The sequence below is a fragment of the Pseudidiomarina sp. PP-1MA genome, assembly GCF_041200125.1.
GTDB lineage: Bacteria > Pseudomonadota > Gammaproteobacteria > Enterobacterales > Alteromonadaceae > Pseudidiomarina > Pseudidiomarina fusca.
Window position 1 is genome coordinate 2574274 of the sequence record NZ_CP165718.1, and the last position, 23693, is coordinate 2597966.

The 23693-nt window shown below is 46.9% G+C and carries 21 protein-coding genes; 9 read left to right on the forward strand and 12 right to left on the reverse strand.

What is annotated here, in order from left to right; all coding sequences use genetic code 11:
- Positions 1-24 precede the first annotated feature (24 nt).
- Positions 25-576, forward strand: a complete 552-nt coding sequence (locus tag AB8S08_RS12130) for a gamma carbonic anhydrase family protein (RefSeq protein WP_110076796.1) — start codon at positions 25-27, stop codon at positions 574-576.
- Here the strand turns inward: AB8S08_RS12130 and AB8S08_RS12135 are convergent.
- Genes AB8S08_RS12135 through AB8S08_RS12145 form a run of 3 tightly spaced genes read right to left on the reverse strand, consistent with a single transcriptional unit; the run spans position 573 to position 5836 of the window.
- Positions 573-3680, reverse strand: a complete 3108-nt coding sequence (locus tag AB8S08_RS12135) for an error-prone DNA polymerase (protein ID WP_369742900.1) — start codon at positions 3678-3680, stop codon at positions 573-575. The genes AB8S08_RS12130 and AB8S08_RS12135 overlap by 4 nt on opposite strands.
- A complete protein-coding gene (locus tag AB8S08_RS12140) occupies positions 3664-5100 on the reverse strand; it encodes a DNA polymerase Y family protein (protein WP_369742901.1) in 1437 nt (478 codons plus the stop codon). The genes AB8S08_RS12135 and AB8S08_RS12140 overlap by 17 nt, the downstream gene beginning before the upstream one ends.
- Positions 5101-5107: 7 nt before the next feature.
- The gene (locus tag AB8S08_RS12145) at positions 5108-5836 is read right to left on the reverse strand and encodes a hypothetical protein (protein WP_369742902.1); all 729 of its coding nucleotides are present in this window, start codon (positions 5834-5836) and stop codon (positions 5108-5110) included.
- A gap of 117 nt (positions 5837-5953) precedes the next feature.
- Between AB8S08_RS12145 and AB8S08_RS12150 the strand changes: the two genes are divergently transcribed.
- Positions 5954-6865: an acyltransferase gene (locus AB8S08_RS12150; protein ID WP_110076800.1), complete on the forward strand. Its 912-nt coding sequence runs from the start codon at positions 5954-5956 to the stop codon at positions 6863-6865.
- Positions 6866-6870: 5 nt separating this feature from the next.
- On the opposite strand, the gene AB8S08_RS12155 is transcribed toward AB8S08_RS12150, so the two are convergent.
- The 5 genes from AB8S08_RS12155 to AB8S08_RS12175 form a co-directional block, all read right to left on the reverse strand.
- A complete protein-coding gene (locus AB8S08_RS12155; protein ID WP_110076801.1) occupies positions 6871-7479 on the reverse strand; it encodes a thiol:disulfide interchange protein DsbA/DsbL in 609 nt (202 codons plus the stop codon).
- Between the two features lie 33 nt (positions 7480-7512).
- Positions 7513-8553 (reverse strand): serine/threonine protein kinase, encoded by a 1041-nt coding sequence (locus tag AB8S08_RS12160; protein WP_369742903.1) that lies wholly within the window; start codon positions 8551-8553, stop codon positions 7513-7515.
- Positions 8513-9946 carry a cytochrome c oxidase accessory protein CcoG gene (ccoG, locus tag AB8S08_RS12165; protein WP_110076803.1) on the reverse strand — a complete coding sequence of 478 codons (1434 nt, stop codon included), beginning with the start codon at positions 9944-9946 and terminating at the stop codon, positions 8513-8515. The genes AB8S08_RS12160 and ccoG overlap by 41 nt, the downstream gene beginning before the upstream one ends.
- Positions 9947-10263: 317 nt before the next feature.
- Positions 10264-10791, reverse strand: coding sequence for a carboxymuconolactone decarboxylase family protein (locus AB8S08_RS12170; RefSeq protein ID WP_110076804.1), 528 nt, complete (start codon positions 10789-10791; stop codon positions 10264-10266).
- 79 nt (positions 10792-10870) lie between these two features.
- Positions 10871-11359 carry a peroxiredoxin gene (locus AB8S08_RS12175; RefSeq protein WP_369742904.1) on the reverse strand — a complete coding sequence of 163 codons (489 nt, stop codon included), beginning with the start codon at positions 11357-11359 and terminating at the stop codon, positions 10871-10873.
- Between the two features lie 95 nt (positions 11360-11454).
- On the opposite strand from AB8S08_RS12175, the gene AB8S08_RS12180 reads away from it, so the two are divergent.
- Positions 11455-12542, forward strand: a protein-coding gene (locus AB8S08_RS12180) for an IS3 family transposase (RefSeq protein WP_369742905.1) whose coding sequence is annotated in 2 segments (ribosomal slippage) — positions 11455-11716 and positions 11716-12542 — 1089 coding nt in all. Because the reading frame shifts where the segments join, the coding sequence is not laid out codon by codon here.
- 267 nt (positions 12543-12809) lie between these two features.
- Positions 12810-13724: a hydrogen peroxide-inducible genes activator gene (locus AB8S08_RS12185; protein WP_110076806.1), complete on the forward strand. Its 915-nt coding sequence runs from the start codon at positions 12810-12812 to the stop codon at positions 13722-13724.
- A gap of 28 nt (positions 13725-13752) precedes the next feature.
- On the opposite strand, the gene AB8S08_RS12190 is transcribed toward AB8S08_RS12185, so the two are convergent.
- Complete coding sequence (locus AB8S08_RS12190; protein ID WP_181394956.1) at positions 13753-14178, reverse strand: hypothetical protein; 426 nt, start codon at positions 14176-14178, stop codon at positions 13753-13755.
- Between the two features lie 266 nt (positions 14179-14444).
- On the opposite strand from AB8S08_RS12190, the gene AB8S08_RS12195 reads away from it, so the two are divergent.
- Both AB8S08_RS12195 and AB8S08_RS12200 read left to right on the forward strand, forming a co-directional pair.
- Positions 14445-15581 (forward strand): PQQ-dependent sugar dehydrogenase, encoded by a 1137-nt coding sequence (locus AB8S08_RS12195; protein ID WP_369742906.1) that lies wholly within the window; start codon positions 14445-14447, stop codon positions 15579-15581.
- Positions 15582-15584: 3 nt separating this feature from the next.
- Complete coding sequence (locus AB8S08_RS12200; protein WP_369742907.1) at positions 15585-17573, forward strand: TonB-dependent receptor family protein; 1989 nt, start codon at positions 15585-15587, stop codon at positions 17571-17573.
- On the opposite strand, the gene AB8S08_RS12205 is transcribed toward AB8S08_RS12200, so the two are convergent.
- Together AB8S08_RS12205 and AB8S08_RS12210 are read right to left on the reverse strand one after the other, a co-directional pair.
- Entirely contained in the window at positions 17551-18924 is a 1374-nt protein-coding gene (locus AB8S08_RS12205; protein ID WP_369742908.1) for a sigma-54-dependent transcriptional regulator, read from the reverse strand. The genes AB8S08_RS12200 and AB8S08_RS12205 overlap by 23 nt on opposite strands.
- Positions 18925-18941: 17 nt before the next feature.
- Entirely contained in the window at positions 18942-20270 is a 1329-nt protein-coding gene (locus AB8S08_RS12210) for a sensor histidine kinase (protein WP_369742909.1), read from the reverse strand.
- A 156-nt stretch (positions 20271-20426) separates the two neighbouring features.
- Here AB8S08_RS12210 and AB8S08_RS12215 point away from each other — a divergent pair, with 156 nt between their 5' ends.
- On the forward strand, positions 20427-20810 hold the full coding sequence (locus AB8S08_RS12215; protein WP_369742910.1) for a DUF4168 domain-containing protein: 384 nt from the start codon (positions 20427-20429) through the stop codon (positions 20808-20810).
- A 118-nt stretch (positions 20811-20928) separates the two neighbouring features.
- On the opposite strand, the gene AB8S08_RS12220 is transcribed toward AB8S08_RS12215, so the two are convergent.
- On the reverse strand, positions 20929-21609 hold the full coding sequence (locus tag AB8S08_RS12220; RefSeq protein WP_082388970.1) for a type 1 glutamine amidotransferase domain-containing protein: 681 nt from the start codon (positions 21607-21609) through the stop codon (positions 20929-20931).
- Between the two features lie 77 nt (positions 21610-21686).
- Between AB8S08_RS12220 and AB8S08_RS12225 the strand changes: the two genes are divergently transcribed.
- Both AB8S08_RS12225 and AB8S08_RS12230 read left to right on the forward strand, forming a co-directional pair.
- Positions 21687-22193, forward strand: a complete 507-nt coding sequence (locus tag AB8S08_RS12225) for a PH domain-containing protein (protein WP_369742911.1) — start codon at positions 21687-21689, stop codon at positions 22191-22193.
- Positions 22186-23691: a PH domain-containing protein gene (locus AB8S08_RS12230; RefSeq protein WP_369742912.1), complete on the forward strand. Its 1506-nt coding sequence runs from the start codon at positions 22186-22188 to the stop codon at positions 23689-23691. The genes AB8S08_RS12225 and AB8S08_RS12230 overlap by 8 nt, the downstream gene beginning before the upstream one ends.
- The last annotated feature ends 2 nt before the right edge of the window (positions 23692-23693 follow it).

Here is a 23693-nt window from a genome sequence, read left to right on the forward strand (position 1 = left end):
TAACAAATTAGGGAGTAGAGACTCATGAGCGGAGATATTCGTAGTTATCGTGGTATTGAGCCACAATTAGGTGAACATGTTTATGTCGATCAAAGCGCCGTTATTGTGGGCGACGTACAGCTAGGTGAACATAGTAGTGTATGGCCCTTAGTTGCTATTCGTGGTGATGTGAACTTCGTCCGAATTGGTGCGCGTACCAATGTTCAGGACAACTCGGTGCTTCATGTTAGTAGAATTAGTGAAGGCAACCCGGATGGGCATCCGTTATTAATCGGAGATGACGTTACAGTAGGACATCATGTGATGTTGCATGGCTGTAGCATAGGTAATCGCGTCTTAATTGGGATGTCGGCGGTGATCATGGATGGTGCGGTAGTAGAAGATGACGTGATTATTGGGGCCGGCAGTTTGGTTCCACCAGGTAAAACGCTCAAGAGTGGATACTTATATGTAGGCAGCCCGGTAAAAGAGGCCCGTCCTCTATCTCAGGCAGAACGAAACTTTTTACCGCAGTCTGCAAATAACTATGTGCAATTAAAAGAAGATTATCTGCTTCATGTGCAACAAATAAGTTAATGGAAGTCTCGTGAGCGATTAGCCTGCATTCCAAGACGGGCTAATTGCTCAGAACTATCAATAAGTTCACCCGCTATGATATGTATGACTTCTCCTTCTCGCTCTAAGATGCCTTTTACTGTTAATAGCTGACTGGTAAGAAATGCTTTGCGATAGGCTTTCGCAACTCGCGCCCAGATAACCACGTTCGCCATACCGGTTTCATCTTCCAACGTAATAAAAGTAACCCCGCCGGCACTACCTGGACGCTGTCGACAAGTCACTAACCCCGTGACAGTAACCAGTTGCTTATGGCGACAAAGCTGCAACGATTGCGCCGACTTACTATGGCGCAGCCACCCCTGCTCACGAAGTAGAGCTAGTGGATGACGCCGTAAAGACACCCCTGTTGTTTGGTAATCACCCGCAATATCCGCAAATTCGCTTGGTTTGGGTAAATAATCAGGGGTTGCTTCGGCAGTCTGCTGGTGCGCAAACAAGGGCAGTTGCTCGGCTTGGTGGGCCAAACTCTGCCATTGGCTTTGGTAACGATTACCGGCTAGGCTGCCCAGCACATCTGCAGCAGCGAGACGTTGTAAAGCGGCCGCAGATAAGCCTAGGTCTCGCAACTGTTGTAAATCACGAAAACCACTGCGCGGACGCTGCTCAATCAGTTGCTTGATTTCGTCAGCAGCTAACCCTTTCACTAATCGTAATCCCAGTTGTAAGCCATAACCTTGCTGTAAAGGAACTAGATGGTGATGCCAGTGGCTCTGTTGAATATTAGCAGGCAGTACTACCAACTGATGGCGACGAGCATCTTGAATTAGTTGATCGGCCGAATAGAATCCCATAGGCAGACTATTTAAAAGCGCACAATAAAAGGCTAGGGGATAATGATACTTTAACCAAGCCGACGCATAAGCTAGGTTAGCAAAACTGGCTGAGTGAGATTCTGGAAAGCCATATTCACCAAACCCACAAATCTGGGCAAAAATACGTTGAGCAAACTCTTCACTATAACCGCGCGCCAGCATGCCACGAATAAGCTTATGTTCGAACTGCTGCAATTCGCCGTTACTTTTCCAGTTCGCCATAGCGCGACGTAGCTGATCGGCCTCACCGCCACTAAAGCCAGCGGCAACCATGGCGAGTTTAATCACCTGCTCCTGAAAAATAGGCACCCCTAGCGTACGAGCTAAAACCTGCTTAACTGCAGCGCTGGGATAAGTTACTGCCTCTTGCCCGGCTCGACGTCGTAAATAAGGATGGACCATATCCCCCTGAATAGGCCCGGGCCGCACAATCGCAATCTGCACCACTAAATCATAAAAACAATGGGGCTTTAAACGCGGCAACATATTCATTTGTGCGCGTGACTCTATTTGAAACACTCCTACAGAATCGGCCTGTTGCAACATCTTGAAGACCTGCTGGTCGGCAGGGGGAATATTCGCAAGATGGTAATCTTGTTGATAATGCTCGCGTACTAACTTAAACATTTTTTGCAGAGCACTGAGCATACCTAATGCCAAGATATCTACTTTTATGAGCCGTAGCGCTTCGATATCGTCTTTGTCCCATTGAATAACCGTACGCTCTGGCATGCTCGCATTTTCAACGGGGACCAATTGATTGAGGTTAGTCGCAGCAATAACAAAGCCACCGACATGCTGGGATAAATGCCTTGGAAAACCTTTAATAGTTTCCGTAAGGGTTAATAGCCAACGGCCTCGTTGGGTTTCTAAGAGCCCAGGCACCTTGGCCGATAATTGTTGCTGCCAATCACATTCGGTATCACGCTTATCTATTTGTTGTAGATAGTGGCGTAATTCTTGCTCCGGATAGCCTAACGCTTTACCGACATCTCGCAGCGCACTGCGCAAGCGATAGCGAATCACGGTAGCTGCTAACGCAGCCCGATGCCGCCCGTACTTACGATAAATGTATTGAATCACTTCTTCACGGCGCTGGTGTTCAAAATCAACATCAATATCTGGTGGCTCGTCTCGTTCTGCCGAAATAAAGCGCTCAAAGAGCACATCTATTTGATCCGGGTTCACCGCAGTGATCTGCAGGCAATAACAAACAACAGAGTTTGCCGCAGAGCCACGGCCTTGATACAAAATATCTTGCTGTTGAGCAAATTGCACAATGTCGTGAATGGTTAAAAAGAAATACTCATACTTAAGCTGAGCAATAAGCTGCAATTCTTTCTCTAATTTTGCCTTAACGTCTGCTTTTAATCCTTGAGGAAAACGCTGTGCTGCCCCGGCATAGGTTAACTGGCGCAAGTATTCTGTTGCGTTCATTCCTGCGGGCACCAGTTCAGCCGGATATTGGTACTGCAATTCACTTAAACAAAAGTGACATTGTTTTGCCACCTCTGCTGCTGTTGCTAACCATTCGGCTGGATAGCATTGCTGCAACTCTGCGGCGGTTCGTAGTCCATAATCTTGATTCGATTTTATTTGTGCTAAACAACAATCTAACGGCTGCTGTTCATGTATCGCAACTAAAACATCGGCCAAGGGTTGGCGGCTAGCCTGGTGATAAGTAACCTGACATGCGGCTGCGACCTTGATCCCGGTGTTTTGTTGTAACGACTGATACAGACTATATTGTTCTGCATCATCCGCTTGGTAATGGCGCCCGTAGGCTAACCACAACCGCTGGCCAAACAAACCACGTAAACGCTGGGCTAGCGCTAAAAGTGCAGAGGTCAGCCCTAATGATGTAAGCGGCCGCCACAGTATCTCGCAGTCACTCAGACGCTGATCAAAGTCATCTAACTGCAATAAATAAGAACCTTTTTTACAACGGCTACGGGCTAGCGTGATGAGCTCACACAACTGCGCGTAACCCTGCTTATTTCGTACCAAAACAACCAAAGTACCCACGTCATCAAGCCGAAACTCACTTCCTACCAATAACTGAATAGGGTACTCACGAGCCGCCACATAAGCGCGCACAATACCCGCTAATGAACATTCGTCCGTGATGGCGATGGCTTGATAACCGAGTTGGTAAGCTTGCTCAATTAATTCATGTGGATGCGAGGCTCCACGTAAGAAGCTGTAATTACTTAAACAATGCAGCGCGACGGGCTTAACTGAACCAACCATGTAAATACCACCCTTGCTGATCTTTGAACAACCATGCTTGGCGCTGGTTTTTATCCACCCCAATAAAGTAATCACGCTGTACCGGCTCGGATAGCCACCAGCCCGTAGCTAAATGCTCAGGTCCCCAATGCAGATCCCAATCTTGTACTTGAATCGGCTGTGGCTCAGGCAGTAACCACAACGGTCGCTTAACTCGCAACGAACTGTGCTGACCAGCGGCTTGCACTGCTTGCGCTCGTTGCCAAGCTTGTAATTGCCCTCGTTGCTCTGGTAGCCAGTGCTGATGCAAGGTTATCCGATGCACTTTGTCGGTACCTAAACGAGCCTGCAATAAACTCACCAGGCTATCTATGTTTGTTTCGGATTGCTTAGTTTCGGTTAAGAGTGCTTGGTTGCTAGCAACTCTGGGCTCGGTTTGCTGGATCACGACTGTTAGCCCCAATACCGGCTGAACCAATTGCTGGCGTTCTAAATGAAGCTGGCTTAGCTGAAGTAGATCTTGTTGTTGCCAGACCGGATGCGCAAACGACACTCGGACCTGAGTTGGTTGGCCATGACGATGATGAGCCTTGACTAGCAGCATCCGAGTACTTTGTTGATGCCCCTGTAAAAAAGCTTCCGCTTGTTGCAACAGCCGTTTTAATGGGAATAACAACTGCGGCCAACTAGGAATTTCTGCTAGTAAATCTAGGTACTGCTGAAACGATAGCGGTGGCTGATAGTAGTGTTGTGGTGATGGCAATTCACCTTGTAACTCCGCCATATATAACACGAGCGCCTTGCCGAACCGGCGACCTAACTCAGCTCTAGGTACCTGCATGAGCTGGCCAAGCCTCTGCATTCCTACTTCTTGCAAGCGCTGCTGCTGACTTGGTGTGAAGCCACAGGCAGTAATAGGTAACTCCGCTAAAGTCTGCTGAATAACCGCAGGGTTTTCATTTATCACTCCTTGCTGCGCCTGCGCTAATAGACGAGCACTTAGCGGACTATAACCACAACTTAACTGATAGCGTAGTGCCCATTGTTGTAGACGCTGCTGTAAATAGCTAATCAGGTTTGGATACCCCCCATGCAGGCGTACCAAACTAGCTACCTCACACAACAACCCTTGGGGTGGTACTAACACCAACTGAGCAACGTCTTGATAAACTAATTGCGCTAATTGTTGTAACACGCGTTGTTCTTGTTGTTCGTGATAATCCCGTATCTGTAAATGGGTGACTAAACTGCTGGCTAGCACTTCAGTCATCTGTAACCGAACGCCTTGCTCTAAAGCCGCCGCTGTGGCTTGATGAACAAGCCGTTGCCCCTGCTGACTAGTCACCAAAATCTGTGGTGCGTCTGTCAACTCAGGTGGTTGCAGCGCTAATTGATAATCTAATAATAGGTGCGGAAAGTGCACATACACCCACTTATTCATACATCACCTAAGCTGTTAGTCTTCGGCCTGAGCGTTGACGCCACCTAGGTAGATAATCGGGGATAGCACATTCTAAATCGGCTAGCGGCCAACCGGAGCGGCGCTTGCGTAAAGCAAACTGCAATATGGGGACATAACTTACTGAGGTAGAACGCTCGTTACTGGCGTGAAGGTGGGTTGGCGCTGCCACCGATTTAACCTTAACCCCATGTAACTGCACCCTAGTAACATAAGAGCGTGCTTCTGTAGTGCTGCTGGTGGTAAGAATAAACACTAGGTTTTGCGCCGCTTCAGCTGCGGCTTGTAGCCGCCTTACTTGTACCGCCGTTAATTCATCACACCAAGCCAAAACAAGCCCCACCGCTGGATGCTTAACCGCTTGCTCTAACGCCCAAACCGCTAATTTTGCGTCAGCCTCTTGAATAACCAACTGTTTGCGTAAATCTAACTGCTGATAGTCTAGTCCTGCCGCATAAGGTAATGCTGGCGGATTAAGCCACACCGTCGTACGCTCTTGTTGTTTGATCAGGGGTAAGAGCAAGGCTAACTCGCCGGAAAACCTCTGACTGAGCTGCAATTCGTTTACACTCCCGACCGGCCAGCCTCCTGCTAAATACTGATTTAGCTCGCGCCAGCCACTCGCAACGACTTGTTGCTGTTGCTGCTCGGGCATTGCCTGGCCTTGCCAAAGCAAGCCTCTGCGAAGCAATTCTTCAACGGCTGCAGATGTTGCCATAAACCACCTCAAATACTGTACATATATACAGTATAATTTAGGCTATATTTGTTCTTCTGGCAAGCGCTTTACTTTTGCGTATCATAGACGCATTAAAAATAATAATTGGGATACCTTATGCTGACTGTTTTGCTGCTGCCTTTTCGGCTCATTCTTAACTTCACCTTCGCACTTATTACAACAGCCTTAATTGGTCTAGCTATTATCATTATTGGCTTACCCAAGTTATTGCTACCTATTCCCGTAGTTCAGCGCAGTATCTCAGTAGCAGCTAATGCATTATTTAGGGTCTGGGGTTATGCCATGTCCGCACTGTTTCGGCTCACCCAACCCATGCGTTGGCATATCGAAGGCGATAGCCTACTACACCGTGATAGGTGGTACATGATTATCGCCAATCATCGCAGCTGGGTTGATATTCTGGTGTTGATGCATTTAGCCTGTCGCAATATGCCCATGCCACGGTTTTTTCTAAAACAGCAACTCTTTTGGGTACCCGTCGTCGGATTAGGCTGCTGGACGCTAGATATGCCTTTTATGAAACGCTACTCTCGAGAGCAAGTTGCTAAAAATCCTAAATTAAAAGGCAAAGACATTGAAACCACACAGCGTAAGTGTGAAAAATTTCGGCATATTCCTACTACCGTGATTAACTTTTGTGAAGGCACTCGTTTCACTGCTGATAAGCATGCACACAAGCACAGCCCTTATCAGCACTTATTACCACCCAAAGCTGGTGGTACTGCCTTTACACTACAAATTATGGGGCAGCAGTTTGATGCGATTTTAGATATCACCATCGTTTATCCAAACGACAAGCGCCCGGCAGTATGGGAGCTGCTTACCGGGCAATTACGTGATGTTTATGTACACGTTGAGACACTACCGGTAACTGATGATTTAATTGGGGATTATTTTCAGGACGAGGCGTATAAAACGCATTTTCAAGAATGGTTAAATCAGCGCTGGCAACACAAAGATAAAATTATTGACGGCATTCGCCAGCGCCTGGCGAAGCCGTCAAAGTGATTGATTTAACGCTGCTCTAATAAGTAACCAACGGCTTTAACAAAATCACCAACAAAGTCGTTGCTGTCTCTGAAACCTTCAGTTTTTAAACGATACTTACCATTCACGATAAAAGTTGGAGTAGCGTTTACCTGAAGGTTTTGCGCATCGCGGTCCATTTTATTCGCCATACCACGTACAGAAAAGCTGTTCATCGCTTTATCTAAATCGCTTGCAGAAATGCCATTGGCTTCAAATATAGCATGCAAATCTTCTTTTGAACCAATCATTTTACGCTGGGCAAAGTTACGCGAGAAAATCGCTTTGCTAATTTCTTTCTCTTTATTGAACTGACGCGCAACAATGTAGGCACGCGACATATCTAAGCCCATGCCTTGATAGTTAATAAAAGATACATGAGATTTTTTAAATTGCTCTGGGTAAGCTTCGGCTAAAGCCTCTGCCACACCTTCAAAACGATAACAATGCACACAGTAGAAAGAGAAGAACTCATGAACCTGTGGGGTATCTGTTGCCTGCTCAGCAATCACTTCATAATGTACATCTTGTTCAAACTGCTGTGCAGCAGCTGGTAACATGAACAATGCCAATACGGCAAACATCAACTTTTTCATGGGTAAACATCCTAACTTGTTCTAAAGATTAAATTATCGATTAAAGTTTGGTTCTAAATCAATCGGCTCTTCTTGCACTGCAGCAAATTGTTCTTTTAAGGTCAGAATTTGCTGCTCCCAATATCGCTGTTCAGCAAACCACGGAAACGCTCGTCGAAATGCTTCGTCATTCCAGCGTCGAGCTAACCACGCCATGTAATGTATGATGCGAAAACTGCGTAAGGGTTCAATCAATTGCGTTTGATTTTTGTCAAACTCACAGAACTCTTCGTAACCATCCACTAAGGCTTGCAGTTGCATAGTTCGCTCGTAGCGATCGTCGCCCGCTAACATCATCCACAAATCTTGCACGGCCACACCTGAGCGCGCATCATCAAAATCAACAAAGGTTAACTGCTCGTCACGCAGCAACATATTGCCTAAATGACAATCACCATGCAATCGTTGCGTGGTAAAAGAGTCCCATTTAACTGTACGTAAATAGTCCACGAGGGGTTCGATAATAGCCCAAAATGCGGGTTGTAAATTACTAGGGAGTAATTCTGTGGCTTGCAGTGTAGTCATAGAGTCGGTGACAAACTCTTGAAAACTAAGCGTAGGGCGATGCTGAAATTGACCTTGCTGCGCCACCGCATGCAGGCGCCCTATTTGCCGGCCGATACGCTCTAGCTGGCCCAGATCTCCTGGCTCTACAGCTCGGCCGCCAACACTGGGAAACACTGCAAATCGATAACCTTGATAGGTATGCAAGGTTTGCCCTGCGAGAACCAGCGGCGCCACTGCTGGCACTTCAGCTGAGGCTAGTTCAGCACAAAATGCATGCTCTTCTAAAATTTGTGCATCGCTCCAACGGGCTGGACGATAAAACTTGGCTACATAACGCTGATTATCATCAGCAAGGTATTGATAGACTCGATTTTCATAACTATTAAGTGCCAATAAACCAGATTGCGGATTAACGCCAACTTGCGCTAATCCGTTTGCAATTACATCTGGGTTAAGCCCTGTAAAGCTAAAGTCTTGCTGACCATCATCAATCATATAAGAAGGTTGCAACGTGGCGTTGTACCACATCTCCTTGTTTGTTCTGCACCACAAAGTTTATTTCAACTCTAGCTTGTGGTGCATTACCGCGAGGCGGTAAGTCAGCAGGATCTATGGCTAAGGTTAACGGCACCGTAGCTACATCACCGCCACCAATAGATAGCTCCGTTTGCCCCATGAGTTTGGCATTATCGTAACCCTCTACGGTAATCACAAAGTCATCAGCTAACTGGGATTTGTTCAGAACTTTCAGCGTAAATACGTTTTGTACCCAACCATCCATGTTATAGGTGTAGAGCTGATTACGATCGCGAATCACGTTAACTTCTAGCGGTACTCGGGTCGCAATATCCCAGACCAACAAGCCAGACATCACCAGCATCACTAAAAAGTAACCGACGCTTTTGAAACGTAGTTTGTGCGTTCTACCGCCTTGCAGATTGCGCTCGGTGGTAAACCGAATTAAGCCGCGCGGATAATTCATTTTATCCATGACATCGTTACAGGCGTCGACACAGGCGCCGCAGTTTATGCATTCGTACTGTAAGCCATTACGAATATCAATTCCGGTTGGACAAACCTGAACGCACATATAGCAATCAATACAGTCACCTAACCCCAGCTCTTTAGGGTCTTTTTTACGTGACCGGCCACCACGTGGTTCGCCGCGATTGGTATCGTAAGACACAGTAACCGTATCTTTATCAAACATGGCTGACTGAAAACGTGCGTATGGACACATGTGTGTGCACATGATCTCGCGCATCCAGCCTGCGTTACCGTAGGTACAAAAAGCGAAAAAGATCACGCTGAAGGTGGCCCAAAAACCCGCGTCAAAAGTCCAAAAACTAGTAAATAACGAGCGAATATCGGTAAAGTATCCGACAAAAATCATCGCCGTCAGCAAGGCGACTATCACCCAAGATACGTGCTTTGCTGTTTTGCGCCATAGCTTGTCAAAATCCCAAGGCCGCTTATCTAAACTCATTCGCTGATTGCGTGAGCCCTCAAATTTCTTTTCAAACCACATAAAGATAAAGGTCCAGGTGGTTTGTGGACACATAAAGCCACACCACACACGACCATAAAGCGTTGTTACAAAGAAGAGTGCGAAAGCTGACACAATCGCTATCCAAGCCAAAATGGTTAGATCTTGCGGCCACAAGGTTAAGCCAAAAATACGAAAGCGCTGTTCAGCGATATCAAGTAACACGGCTTGCTCACCGTTCCATTGCAGCCAAGGGATTAGGGCAAACATAGCTAATAAGATAAAGCCAAAGCCACGGCGAAACCACTCTAGGGTGCCTTTCACGTCACGCACATAAATGCGATTACGCGGAGAATAATCATTACTGCGCTTATTTGGATCGGGCCGCTCAATTTTCACTTGATTTGCAGCCAACACTTTAACTTTTTGTTCCATAACCGTACGACGCCCTCAGCTAGTGGCCTAATTCCTCAGCGATTATACGCCTATTGACTCATTTTGCACGGCTTCAGCCCATACTTTAGCTAGATAAAAAAATAACCCGAATGATTAGTTCTATTAATCATTGATCTGGATCAATAATGCCAAATACAGTCTAGCGGCCAGCGCAATAAACCACCAATAATCCTTGAATTACGGACAAAAAAAACCCGGCTTGGGGGCCGGGTATAAAGAGAACAACCAGATCTCAGGGAAGTTGCAGGCACTATAAAGAGTGCATGTGACGAGAATATGACATCAGACGAACAAACTTAGGCAATGCGTTTAGCCGTTGCTGCCGCGTTCAGAACCGCCGCCATTTTGATCGAGTTCTGAATCGCTTGCGCTGAAATATTGTGCTTTAACAATACGCCAACGTGCGAGTCAATACACATTCCACAACCGTTTAAGGCTGATACAGCTAATGAGTACAACTCAAAGTCAGCTTTATCGACGCCAGGGTTAGCCATACCATTCATGCGCAAGCCAGCCGGCATTTTGGCGAATTGCTTATCGCTGCATAAATGTACAAAGCGATAATAGATGTTATTCATCGCCATCAGGGTTGCCGCAAGTTTCGCTGCGCCATCCACGTTATCTTCAACTTTGCCTTCTGCTTCAGTTTTAACCGCAGCGATAAGCTCTTCATCACCGATAGCATAAACTAAAGATAAAGCAGTTCCGTAAAACTGGGTCGCGGTCATACCCGAAGTATCCACATTGCCGAAAATATTCGACAAGTTCAGTTTGGTATCTTTACCGTGCTCGCCCAAGCCTTGTTTGTAATCTGCAATGCTCATAAAAAATTCCTCCGCTTAAAAACGGTGCCGCTTAAAGCGGCACCTAGAACGTCACTCAATGTGGGGAAGTAACGTTGTCTTACAGGGTGTCACCGCCAACAGCACGGTTACATGGACACAATTCGTCGGTTTGCAAACCGTCTAGAATACGTAATACTTCTGCTGGGTTACGACCAACGTTCAAGTTGTTCACTGATACGTGCTGAATGACACCGTGTGGGTCAACTACGAAAGTTGCACGTAAAGCTACGTTTTCTACTTGGTCACGAACGCCTAAACCATCTACTAAAGACTTAACGCCGTTGTCTGCAAATGACCATTGGTTCAAGCTCTTAAGATCTGGGTGTTCACGGCGCCATGCTAATTTCACGAATTCGTTGTCAGTGCTACCACCTAAAACTACTGCATCGCGGTCAGCAAACTCTTCATTTAATTTTGCGAACTCAACGATTTCAGTTGGGCACACAAAAGTGAAATCTTTTGGATAGAAGAAAATGATTTTCCATTTACCTTCAAAGCTGCTGTTATTAATGGTTTCGAATGCGCTAACACCATTTTCTTCTGGCATGTTGAAACCAGGTTTAACACCAACTGTAATCCCCCCGAAAAATCGGAGCAGTTATAAGTAGAAAATTCCGTTAAACTAAAACGAAGGAGTTTTCTATGCGCAAATCACGATACACAGACAGTCAGATCTTAGCGATTCTGAAACAAAACGAGAACGGTGTACCTGTTCCAGAGCTTTGCCGTGAACACGGCATGAGCTCTGCTCAATTTTATAAATGGCGCGCCAAATTTGGCGGCATGGACGCATCGATGATGAAGCGTCTTAAAGAGCTTGAGGACGAAAATAAGCGCCTCAAGAAAATGTATGCCGAAGAGCGACTCAAAGCTGAGATCCGCAAGGAAGCCCTTGAGGGAAAGCTGTAAAGCCATCTCAGCGCAAAGAGATGGCGCAAGCTGCCATTCAACGTCATGGTATTAGTGTTCGTTTTGCCTGTATTTGCATGGGCATTAGCATGAGCTGTTACCACTATCAAAGCAAACTCAGCGATGAAAACGCTGTGATTGCTGATTGGTTGCTACGCTTAACCACTACGCAGAAGCGATGGGGTTTTGGTTTGTGTTTCTTGCACTTGCGTAACGTGAAAGGGTTTCCATGGAACCACAAGCGCGTTTACCGCATTTATCGAGAGCTAGAGCTGAACTTACGAATTAAACCCAAACGTCGTCTGCGACGCGATAAACCGGACGCTTTAAGCGTGCCAACCGCAATGAATCAAGTCTGGTCGATGGACTTTATGTCCGACAGCTTAGCCGACGGCCGTTCACTGCGAACATTTAATGTTATTGACGATTACAACCGCGAAGGGTTAACCATTGAAGTCGATCTGTCGCTGCCAAGTGCTCGAGTCATTCGCGCCTTAGAGCAAGTGATTGAATGGCGAGGAAAACCTGCGGCTATTCGCTGCGACAATGGCCCTGAATACCTTTCGGGTGAGCTCATCAGTTGGGCTGAAAAGCATCAAATTACGATGCTCTATATCCAACCAGGTAAACCAACTCAGAATGCCTATGTTGAACGATTTAATCGAACAGTACGACATGAATGGCTCGATTTACACCTGTTTGACAGCGTCGAACATGCACAAGAACTTGCCACTCAGTGGCTTTGGCTTTATAACAACGAACGGCCTAACACGGCCATCGGAGGCATTCCGCCCAAACAATTAACGCAAGCGGTTCATTAATTCTACGAATAACTGCTGCTTAAAATGGGGGGATTACACAACCACTTCAAATTCTGGTAATTTATCGCCTACTGTTAACATACATGTCTCCTTGTCAGACTAAGTTAAATAAAGTTATTAACCATTTACGAGGCTGCTTGCCTCAGCTCGGAGACTATAATAGGCGGTTAACTAAATTTGTTAAAACGAATAAAACGGATTATCATAATCGAAAATACTAATTGAACTATTCCGCAATACTTTCTAGTCAGAAAAGGTAAGAGTGATATGAGTAAGTTGCCCAGCTTAAAAAATCTAAGTTACCTGTTAGCGCTACATGAACATCAGAACTTTAATCGCGCCGCACAAGCCTGCAATGTCAGCCAGTCCACTTTAAGTAGTGGTATTCAGAATTTAGAAGAACAACTAGGCTGCCAACTCATTGAGCGCGACCACAAATCATTTCTGTTTACCGGAATGGGGGAAGAGGTAGTTAAACAAGCTCGAAACATCCTCACCTCAACCGAAGAGTTGTTATATTTTGCGCAAAGCCAAGGCAAAACCATGGAAGGCCCGTTACGATTGGGCTGTATTCCAACCATTGCCCCCTTCTTGCTGGGTGATTTAACCAAGAAGCTGCAGCGTGAATACCCTAATTTACAGTTGAACATTCGTGAAGATACCACGAGCAGCTTACTCAACTTGCTGCGCAATGGTGAATTAGACGTGTTGGTGCTAGCTTTGCCATTTGATGTACAGGGTAATCAAAGTTATTTGCTTGGTCGTGACCCATTTAAGTTAGTCATGCACAAATCGCTGGCTGAAAATTTACAAGAACCGGTGCAATATAATCGTCTCCCTGACAATTCCATTTTCCTACTAGAAAAAGAGCATTGTTTAACCGGTCATGCGGTGGCAGCCTGTGAATTAGCTGATTCAAGCAAAATTAATCCGTTTACCGCGACCAGCTTGCACAGTTTGGTGCAAATGGCCGACGCTGGTTTAGGCGCCACGTTTATACCACAAATGGCTATAGAAAGAGGCATTTTGAATGGGACTGACTTGGTTGCACTGACACCAACTGGACAGCAAGCTTCTCGTGATATTGGCCTTATTTATCGACCTACCACAAACCGGCGGCAGACGTTTCGGCGCTTAGCCGAGTGTATTGCGGGCCTATTGCCAGAGCCGCTACTTAACTAACGGCCCTGGCTGGCTAACGGTAGCTAAGTTACGGAGCTACCGTTAGTTCATTTAGACGCATATGGATAGCAGCTTGCGTAGCGGCTTTCTCAGACCGAATTTGCGCTTGGGATAAATCAACAGGTTGCCCTACTTCTGCTGAAATTAACTGTTGTAACTGATCGGCAGTTAAATCTTTTCCCGCATGAACAATACGCACATCATCCTCACCGCTAGCATCAGCTGAATTTGGCAGATAAATAGTACCGTTCGAGAAATCCACGGCAAAAGCTATTACGCCCGGGACTAAGAAAAACAATAGCCCGATACCATTTAACGCTGCCACGCCAGCGTCAATTTGACCGCTAACTTGGCCTTTGCGCTCCGGATAAAGAATGGTTCCACAGGCACTTAAGTGTAAGGTTGCAGCAATTAGAGCCGCGGCTTTAACCGTTTTGCTTTTTAATAGATTCATTATTTTCTCCTTGGTGCTTTTATCCAATATCCGATACTCTGACAAACCTGTATTAGTTTAGCTGGTCGCCAACAAATGTGTTATCTAAGCTATGTAGCAAGTAATAACTGGATAAATGACGACGCTACTCTTTTGTAGTTAATGTTCTTTACCGTACTCTTTACCGTACTCTTTACAAAGTATAGCTAACTCAAAGCAATCCAAATTTGGCTTTAAACGATATTTACATTTAGACCCTCAATTTATTATTCAACAAGGAGCACCCTATGTTTCGCACATTGCTCACCGTAACCATCGCTGGCGCACTAGCCGTAACCAGTACCGCTAGCTATGCAGAATCCGTTGCTACCGAACGCCATCAAGTAGAAATAACTAGTCTCACTAACTCCTTAGCAAACCCTTGGGGTATGGCTTTTTTACCAAGTGGTGACTTGCTAGTTACCGAAAAGGGCGGCCAACTGCGACGAGTAAGCCTCGATGGGGCCGTAAGTCAGCCTCTAGCTGGGGTTCCTGAAGTTGTTGCTCGTAGCCAAGGTGGCCTGCTCGATGTTGCGATCGACCCCAACTTTAGCAGCAACAACTGGGTTTATCTAAGTTACTCTGAAGCCGACCCCGATGGGGGCGAGGGTAATAGCACGGCGGTAGCTCGCGGCAAGCTTGGTGATGATGGTTTAACCCAAGTTGAAGTTATCTTTAGAGGTGCGCCAAAATACAAAAGCGGTGCGCATTTTGGCTCGCGCTTAGTCTTTGCTCCTGATGGACATTTATTTATCACTCTGGGCGATCGCTATTCCGCTATGGCCGATGCGCAAACCTTGGATAATCATCATGGTAAAGTGGTTCGCATCAAGCCCGATGGCTCGGTCCCTAGCGATAACCCTTTCGTTGACCAAGCCAATGCTCTGCCTGAAATATGGTCTTATGGTCACCGCAATGTTCAAGGTGCCGCCTTTCATCCCGAAACAGGTGAATTGTGGACGGCGGAACATGGCCCCAAAGGTGGTGACGAAATCAACATCCCCCAGCCGGGCAAAAACTATGGCTGGCCAGAGGCCACCTATGGTGTTGATTACGATGGTAGCATCATCAGCGATAAGACCCATGTAGCTGGTACTGAACAACCACACTATTATTGGGTGCCGTCCATTGCCGTCTCTAATATGATTTTTTATACCGGCGACCAATTCCCAGCATGGAAGAACGATTTGCTCGTGGCAGCATTGAAAGGCTCACAAGTGGCTCGACTTGACCTGCACGGCAATCGTGTCATGCACGAAGAAACCTTATTTGAAGATGCCATTGAGCAGCGTATACGAGACATTGAGCAAGGTCCGGATGGCTATATTTATTTGCTTACCGATGATCGTAATGGTCAGTTAATCCAAATCAAACCAGCGAAGTAATTTATGTTTGTAAGTGGTTACTTACTACCTTTGATAACGCTAGCTTCGGCTAGCGTTACTGTAGATGAAGTTATTGTCGTTAATCCAGCCGCTCCGCAAAGTGCGCAACAAACAGCCGCTGCCACCTCTAATCTTGAGGTTACACAGCAACTATCTGGTATGCGAGTGGATGCGGCGGAGCTATTACAAGGCCTAGCCGGAGTCCAAGCTGATTCACGTGGCAACTACGCTCAAGATTCGCGGATTACCTTACGCGGTTTTGGTGCGCGCTCAGCTTTTGGAGTGCGTGGGGTGGTGCTGCAGCTTGACGGGATTCCGCTAAGTATGCCCGATGGCCAAGCACAAACCTCCAGTATTCTGCTCGATGAGCCTGCTAATGTGCAGGTTTTGCGGGGCCCCCTTGCCACTATTTATGGTAATAGTGCCGGTGGTATCATCCAGTGGTTTAGTACGCGTCCAGAGTCTTCATCTGTAAGTCTTGCCGCCTCTGGCGCAGCAAATAATACGCAACGCCAAGTAGTTACCGGTGAATGGGTTAACGATACTAACGCATTAAAACTCGTGGGTGCTAGATTTCGCACCGATGGCCCTCGCGCGCACAATAAAGCAGAGCGCGACCAGTATGCTTTACGTTGGTATCACGACCTCACCGACAGTATCGAATTGATTGTTCGTGCGGATGACAATAATGCGCCGCTACTACAAGACCCTGGCTCACTTACCCCAAGCGCGTGGCAGCAAGATCCTCAACAAACCTTTGCCGGTGCTGAGCGTTTTAATACGCGCAAACGGATTCATCATCAACAGCTATCGGTAACTCTGCGTAGCCAAGCTGGCTGGAATGTAAGTACCTGGCGGGGCTGGCGGAGTATTGAGCAATATTTGCCATTTCCTGGCGATGATATACGCGGATCGGGTGCTGTCATCGATTTGCGTCGGGATTTTACCGGCTTAGATGCTAGCTATGATTATCAATGGCAGCTGGCGCAACCGGTTACCACAACGTTGGGTTTGCATGTAGCAGAGCAAAACGATCGTCGTTTTGGCTATGAGAACAACTTTGGCGAACGCGGAGAATTACGCCGCAATGAACTGGGTGAAGTGACTCAGCAAGGCCTCTACAGCTTAACTCGCTGGCAACCTCAACCTGAGTTCACCCTGCAAGCTGGCTTACGCTACAGTGACATGAGCTTTCGTGTGAATGATTACTTTATCGTGGCTGGCAATCCCGATGATAGTGGCGAGCAACAGCAACATGCATGGAGTTGGAACTTAGGCGCCAGCTATCAACTGAGCGACCAGTTAGATGTGTTTATTGCCCGTGGTCGTGGGTTTGAGACGGCTACGCTAACTGAGTTAGCTTACAGCAATAATGAAACCGGTTTAAATACTCAGTTAGGCCCAGCTTTTAATCAGCAATGGGAACTTGGCTTGAAGTGGCAAAGCCAAGACTTACGTTTGCAGCTAACTGGGTTTGTGATTGATACCACCGATGAAATCGTAGTTGACCAAAGTATCGATGGGCGCACCACCTATACCAACGCCGGTTTAACCGAGCGTAAAGGGATTGAGTTAGAGAGTTATTGGGCGCTAACCAACGCTTTATCTTGGCGCTCTGCATTAACTTGGCTAAGTGCAAATTATGCCAATGGTGCGCGCCTACCCGGAGTCGCTGAACGGCAATTGTTTAGTCAATGGAACTGGCAGCTCAATCCTTACCAGCAAATAAGCTTAGTCACCGAATACCGTGGCGATATTGCCGCAACCGATACCAACGATGTGATTGCCCCAAGTCATACCCTTTGGCACTTAGGTTGGCAGGCTCAGTGGGCATGGCAGCAGTGGCAACTTGAGCCTTGGCTTAAAGTGCATAACCTCACTAACCGCACTTATGTGGGCTCGGTCGTGGTTAATCAAGGGAATGGTCGAGCCTTTGAACCTGGTACCGAACGCGAGCTACAGTTAGGCGTCAATCTGACTCACCGTTGGTAAGCCATCGATACAAGGTGCGACGCGTCACCCCGAGAATTCTTGCTGCCTGCTGCTTGTTACCTTGGGTGTGACGCATAACTTGTGCTACGTAGTCTTGCTGCAATTGTTGCATAGAGGGCCATTGCTGAGCTGTTTGCGCAGTAGCAATAGGTTCCTCTTTGGTTTTACCTGCTCGAATACGCTCAGGTAAATGCGCTGCTGCTATCCAATCGCTATCACAGAAAGTGACAGCCCGCTCCATCGCATTTTGCAATTCACGGACATTACCAGGAAAAGAATACGAATAAATCAACTCTTGCGCATCCAGCGCTAGACCTTTGAGTGATTTATTTTGTTCGACCATCACCTTGTTTATGAAAAACTCGGCCAACATCAGGACATCATCTCCCCGGTGACGCAGCGGTGGCACCTTAATAGTGAAGGTTTCTAGTCGATAGAATAAATCTTCACGGAAGCTCTTATCCGCTACCTTCTGTTCTAAATCTTGATGGGTGGCGGCCAAGATTCGCACGTCTATGACTTCTTCTCTGTCACTACCAACGGGGCGCATCACCCCTTCTTGTAGCACCCGCAATAATTTTGCTTGCAGAGCCAGCGGCATCTCACCAATTTCATCAAGCAATAAGGTACCACCATGTGCCTCTTTGAGTAGTCCTGCGCGCGCGCGCTGCGCTCCGGTAAAAGCCCCAGCCGCGTGTCCGAAAAACTCACTTTCCAATAAATCAGCTGGTATACCGGCACAGTTCACGGCCAGAAAGGGACCCTGATGGCGAGCGCTTTGTTGATGTAGAGCTCGTGCCACCAGCTCTTTACCAGTGCCGCTTTCACCTAGAATAAGCACAGCCCCCTCGACCGGTGCCACTCGCTCAATTTCCTGATATAAACGCTGCATCACTCGGCTATGACCAACGATTCCAGCTGGACCCTGCTGAGATTGTTGTTGGCTACTCCGATAGTATTCCAGCTCAGAACGTAACTGATGAAATTCCAGTACCCGTTCAACACTTACTAATAGATGCTCTAGATCTAATGGCTTCGTTAAAAAATCATCCGCTCCTTGACGTAGAGCCTGTACAGCTTGGTCAACCGTACCAAAAGCAGTAATCAAAATAAGTGGAATCGGCTGCGTTTGCTGTTGTAATTGCTCCAGCAAATCTAATCCCGACATGCCCGGCAAGCGAATATCACTGACGATCAGTTGTATTGGGTTGTGCGGCAAAGCTTGATGAAAATCTTCAACACTATTGCAAGCGAGCGTGAGATATCCTTCGCTTTCCAGTTCTTCTACTAACAACTCCTGTAGCCCTGGATCATCTTCAATTACTGCAATCATGAGATTATTATTTGTCATTCCAAGTCATCCTTTGCCTACACGTCAGTGGCACCCGTGGGAAGTGTTAACACGACTTCACAACCACCTGTGGGATGATTGCGTAACCGCACCTGACCTTGATGATCCGCCATAATGTAACTCACCAAAGCTAACCCTAGACCGGTACCTTTACCGACTTGCTTGGTGGTGGTAAAGGGTTGCAATAAGTCATCATGTTGCAACTGTTGAGGTAACCCGGCGCCATCATCACGAACGCGGACAAGCACCTGCTGATTGCCTTTTTCAATAACCACCGAAACTTGGCTAGTAGCAGCCTGCATTGCGTTTCTGAATATATTAACCAAAGCTAATTCGAACCTTTGTACATCGATAGTGGCTCGTATTGACTCAGCTGCGGCCGGTAAACTAAATCGTATCGGCGGTTCAGGCTGCTCGTATGAAACAGCTTGATAAGCTTGATTGATAACATCAGCTAACACGACTTGCCGCTTGGCGGTGATCGGCGTACGGGTGAAATCTAATAACTGCTGCACAATCTTGGTTAGCCGTTGCACTTGTCCACGAATGGCTTTTAGTTGCCGTTGTGATTCGGGCTCTGTATGCAACCTTGCTAATTTTTTAGCTCTGGCATCAATCACCGTTAGTGGAGCTCCCAGCTCGTGTGCAACACCACTAGCAACTTGGCCAATAGCGACCATTTTTTCTTGGTCGCGCCGCTGTTGTTCAAGCTTCTGCTCTAAGTAGCGTCCCACCCCACGGTAGTGGCCAAAGACAAGAATCCCGATGGTCGCTATCGCAAGGACTAACCAGGTACCCCAAGCTACTTGGGCAAGATCTGCGAATGCATTATCAAAATCTTGGGCACGCCTATTCAATTGCATAAACCCGATGATTTGGCCGCCATTATCTTGAATAGGGACAAACTGAGAGAACACATCACGGCCGGCTACTTCACGGTAACTATCTTGAGCTTCACCAGTGAGGATGACTTGCTCGGCAACAAGGCTTTGGGTTAAATCGCGTTCGGTAATACCCGCTGATGCAATCAAAGCACCGTCTGTATTGTAAACGGATGCCCCATAAACACGGCCAATTTGGAATACCGCATCAAGGCTAGCCTGAACCGTATCAAGGTCTTGCCTCACCATAGCATTACTAATAGGTATGCGAATAGCTCGCCCCACTAGCTCGAGATCATCACGTAACCGCTCATTCTGGAACTCTGCTGCCCGCTCTAACCCAACACCTATGGCTATGCCTGATAATGCAAGCAAGGGCAGCATGACGTAAAAGGTTAAGACACGCTGAAGATTATCACCGCTCTTGCGCCACCATCGTGCTAACCATGTGTATCTTTTTGTCACGTGCAACTCCTGCAAAAAGTGTTTAATTATGATACACATTTTTCCCCAAAGAATCATACTGGAGAATAAATTTAATAAAAACAATGAATTGCTTTATTTAAAAAGTTGGCACGACCTTTGCAGCCTTATCAGTGAATTCAACTTAGGAGGTAAATCATGAAACATTCAATGACCGCATTGGCATTGGCCGCACTATTTTCTGGCGCTTTGGTAACTACCGCAGCTAACGCTACTCCAGTGCAAGCGCAGCAAGAACAGCAAATGATGCAGCAACAGCAAAACATTGAAATTAATGACGATATGTTAAACGACTTTGTTGATGCTATGGGTAGCGTGCAGCAAATTAGCAATAAATATGCTGAGCAATTTCAGAATGCTGAAGATGCTGAACAGGCCCAACAAATTCAACGTAAGGCACAAGAAGAAATGGTCGCCGCAGTTGAAGAATCTGGCCTAACTGCTGCTGAGTACAACGCGATTGTGCAACGGGTACAGCAAGATGAAGAGTTACGCGCCAAGCTTCAAGAAATGACCGAATAAAATAAGGTCCTCAATACTTGCAGAAAAAAGCCAACCTTCGGGTTGGCTTTTTTGTTACAAATTTGCAGTTTTAATTTCTACTCAATCTGTCACTCTTGCACGACTTAGCAAGATGGTTTTAGTGCTTTAGCTGCTGCAATAGAGCTCGTGCAACTGCCGCTGAGCTAGCTGGGTTTTGACCGGTAATAAGGTTACCATCAACTACTGCCAGTGGCTTCCAGTCGTCTACTTTCTGATAGTGCGCGCCCAGCTCTTGTAGCTTGTCCTCTAATAAGAAGGGAACAACATCGGTTAAGCCCACTGCAGCTTCTTCGCTGTTAGTAAAAGCACTCACCTTGCGGCCGGCTACGAGTGGTTTTCCGGCTGGGGTTTTGGCATGAACAAGAACAGCAGGGGCATGACATACCGCTGCTACTGGCTTATCCTGCTCCCAGAATTGTTGAATCAGGCCAATGGATAGCGGATCTTCGCTTAAATCCCATAACGGACCATGGCCACCGGGGTAAAAGATTGCATCAAAACCATCGGCTGTTACTTGACTAAGTTGAAGCGTATTAGCTAGTTGTTCCAGAGCTGCTTCATCTTCAAACAAGCGTACAGTCTCATTGGTTTGAGCTGCAGCTTGTTGACTATTAGGATCGATCGGAGGTTGGCCTCCGTTGGGGCTAGCTAGCACAACTTCAGCGCCAGCGTCTTTAAAAGCATAGTAGGGGGCGGCAAACTCTTCTGCCCAAAAGCCAGTTTTGTGGCCACTGTCACCGAGCTGTTCATGTGACGTTAGTACCATTAGAATTTTCATGCCGAACTCCGGTTTTCATTGAATGTAATATAGGTATGGGTGTTACCTATTACTTTTTCAAGTAAGGAATGGATTAGATGAGTATTACTTGGCAGCCGGTTGAGCCGGCCTATAAAACCAGTTTACAAATAGCGGTCATACTAGATATGGGCTTACTCGCCATTGTTGGCGCAGTTTTTTATCTATGGGTCCCTAATACCTCATGGCTGCCCAATGCGCTATGGCTGGCGATTCCTTGGGCTGTCATCACACTTTTTTTGGGGCTTTTTTGGAGCTCGCGACGCTTTCAGTTTACCGCTTACGCGCGTACAGATGCATCCATGTATCTACGCCGCGGCGCCTTGTGGCGTTTAACTCGGGCGGTGCCGCTTAACCGCATACAGCATGTTGAAGTGCGACAAGGACTGATTGAGCGCACTTTGGGCTTAGCACATTTAACCTTATATACGGCCGGTAGCGGTGGTGCCGATCTGAGTATTCCCGGGCTCAAACTAGCCACAGCAGAAGCTATGAAAGCCGCTTTGGTTGATGCCATTGCAACCGAATCTAGCCCAGCAGCCACGGAAACTGAAGAGCATGTCTGAGCAGTCAACCCAGCCACAACTTAAGTGGCAGCGCACACCATGGTTAACCCTTGGCTTTTTTATCGCCAAAGAAATTAAGTTGTTCATCAAGAACTTTACGAATTTCCTGCCTGCGCTAGCAGTTATCTTTGTCACCGACAGTGCTTGGGTGCCTTACGCACTCGGTGGTAGTTATTTGGTTTATATTTTTATCAGCGCCTTGCTCAATCATCGTTTCTTTTTATTTGCGCTAAGCAATGATGCGGTGCATTTACGAACCGGCGTCCTTGGTAAAAAAAGCCTAACCTTGAAATATGAGCGCATTCAACAAGCCGAACTCGAACAAACTTGGTATTTTCGACCCTTTAACCTCACCATTTTAAAAGTCGATAGCGCCGGCTCTGCGGGCAAAGAGGTAGAGATCCCCGGTTTACCCATGCAGCAAGCACAGCAGTTGCGGCAGCTCATGCTGGCTACCGCGCCCGCTGTAGAATCCGAGCCTGGCGCCACCACCGAGGCGACCCAAGCTGCAGCGGTAGAAGAACCTCAATGGCAAACTCAGTTCAGTTTAGCTGAAATCATTAAAGCCGGCGTCATCGACAATAAAATATTTGTGCTACTGGCGCTGTTAAGTTACCCACTGTCGCAAACCGATTGGCTACAAGAACAAGTGGTGCCCTGGCTAGAAGCAAATATCGGATTTATTGAAAGTAGCCTGTGGTTAAATGTCGGGTTAGTGCTTGCGGTGTTAAGCCTATTGTTTGTGCTTGCCATAGCAGTAACCGTTATCACTTATTATGGTCTAGCTGTCAGCATTGATGGAGACCGTTATCAGGCTCGTAGTGGCCTTTTTAGTATCCGTACTGTGAGTTTCAGGTATCCCAAACTACAACGAGTGCAGATCAAGCAAAATTTACGCGCGCGCCTACTCAAACGCTTTCGCGTACGGGTAAGTCAGTTACAACCGGCCATGGCACAGCATACCGCTGGGGCAAGTGCTTTTATTCTGCCAGTCGTTAACCCCGAACTCTTACATGAACTTAGGCAGCAGCTAAACCTCACCAATGCCAATCAAGTTCATTGGCAATCCATCAGTGCTTTAGCGTTATTAAGCCCTACCTTTTGGGTTGCTTGGTTAGCCCCGATAGCCTGCTTGGTCGGATATTTTGCGATCGAACTGAGCCTAACAAGCAGCTTCTTAATTGCCGTCTTACTATGGGGATTAATGCAAACCTATGTGGTAATTCGCTGGCGTAATTATGGCTTCAGTTATGACAGCACTTGGTTAGCCGTCAAGCACGGTGTGCTGGGACGGACCGAAAACTGGTATCCCTATTATAAAATTCAGCAACTGGATGTGTACCAGTCGCCTTGGTTAAGAATGCTTGGGTTTGCGCACATCATTGTGCACACTGCTGCGGGTGCTGAAGTTATCAAGTATCAGTCGCTGGCGTCGGCATTACAGCTACAACAGCAATGGATACAGCAAGTAGGACAAAATCAGCAGCGTTGGATGTAAGC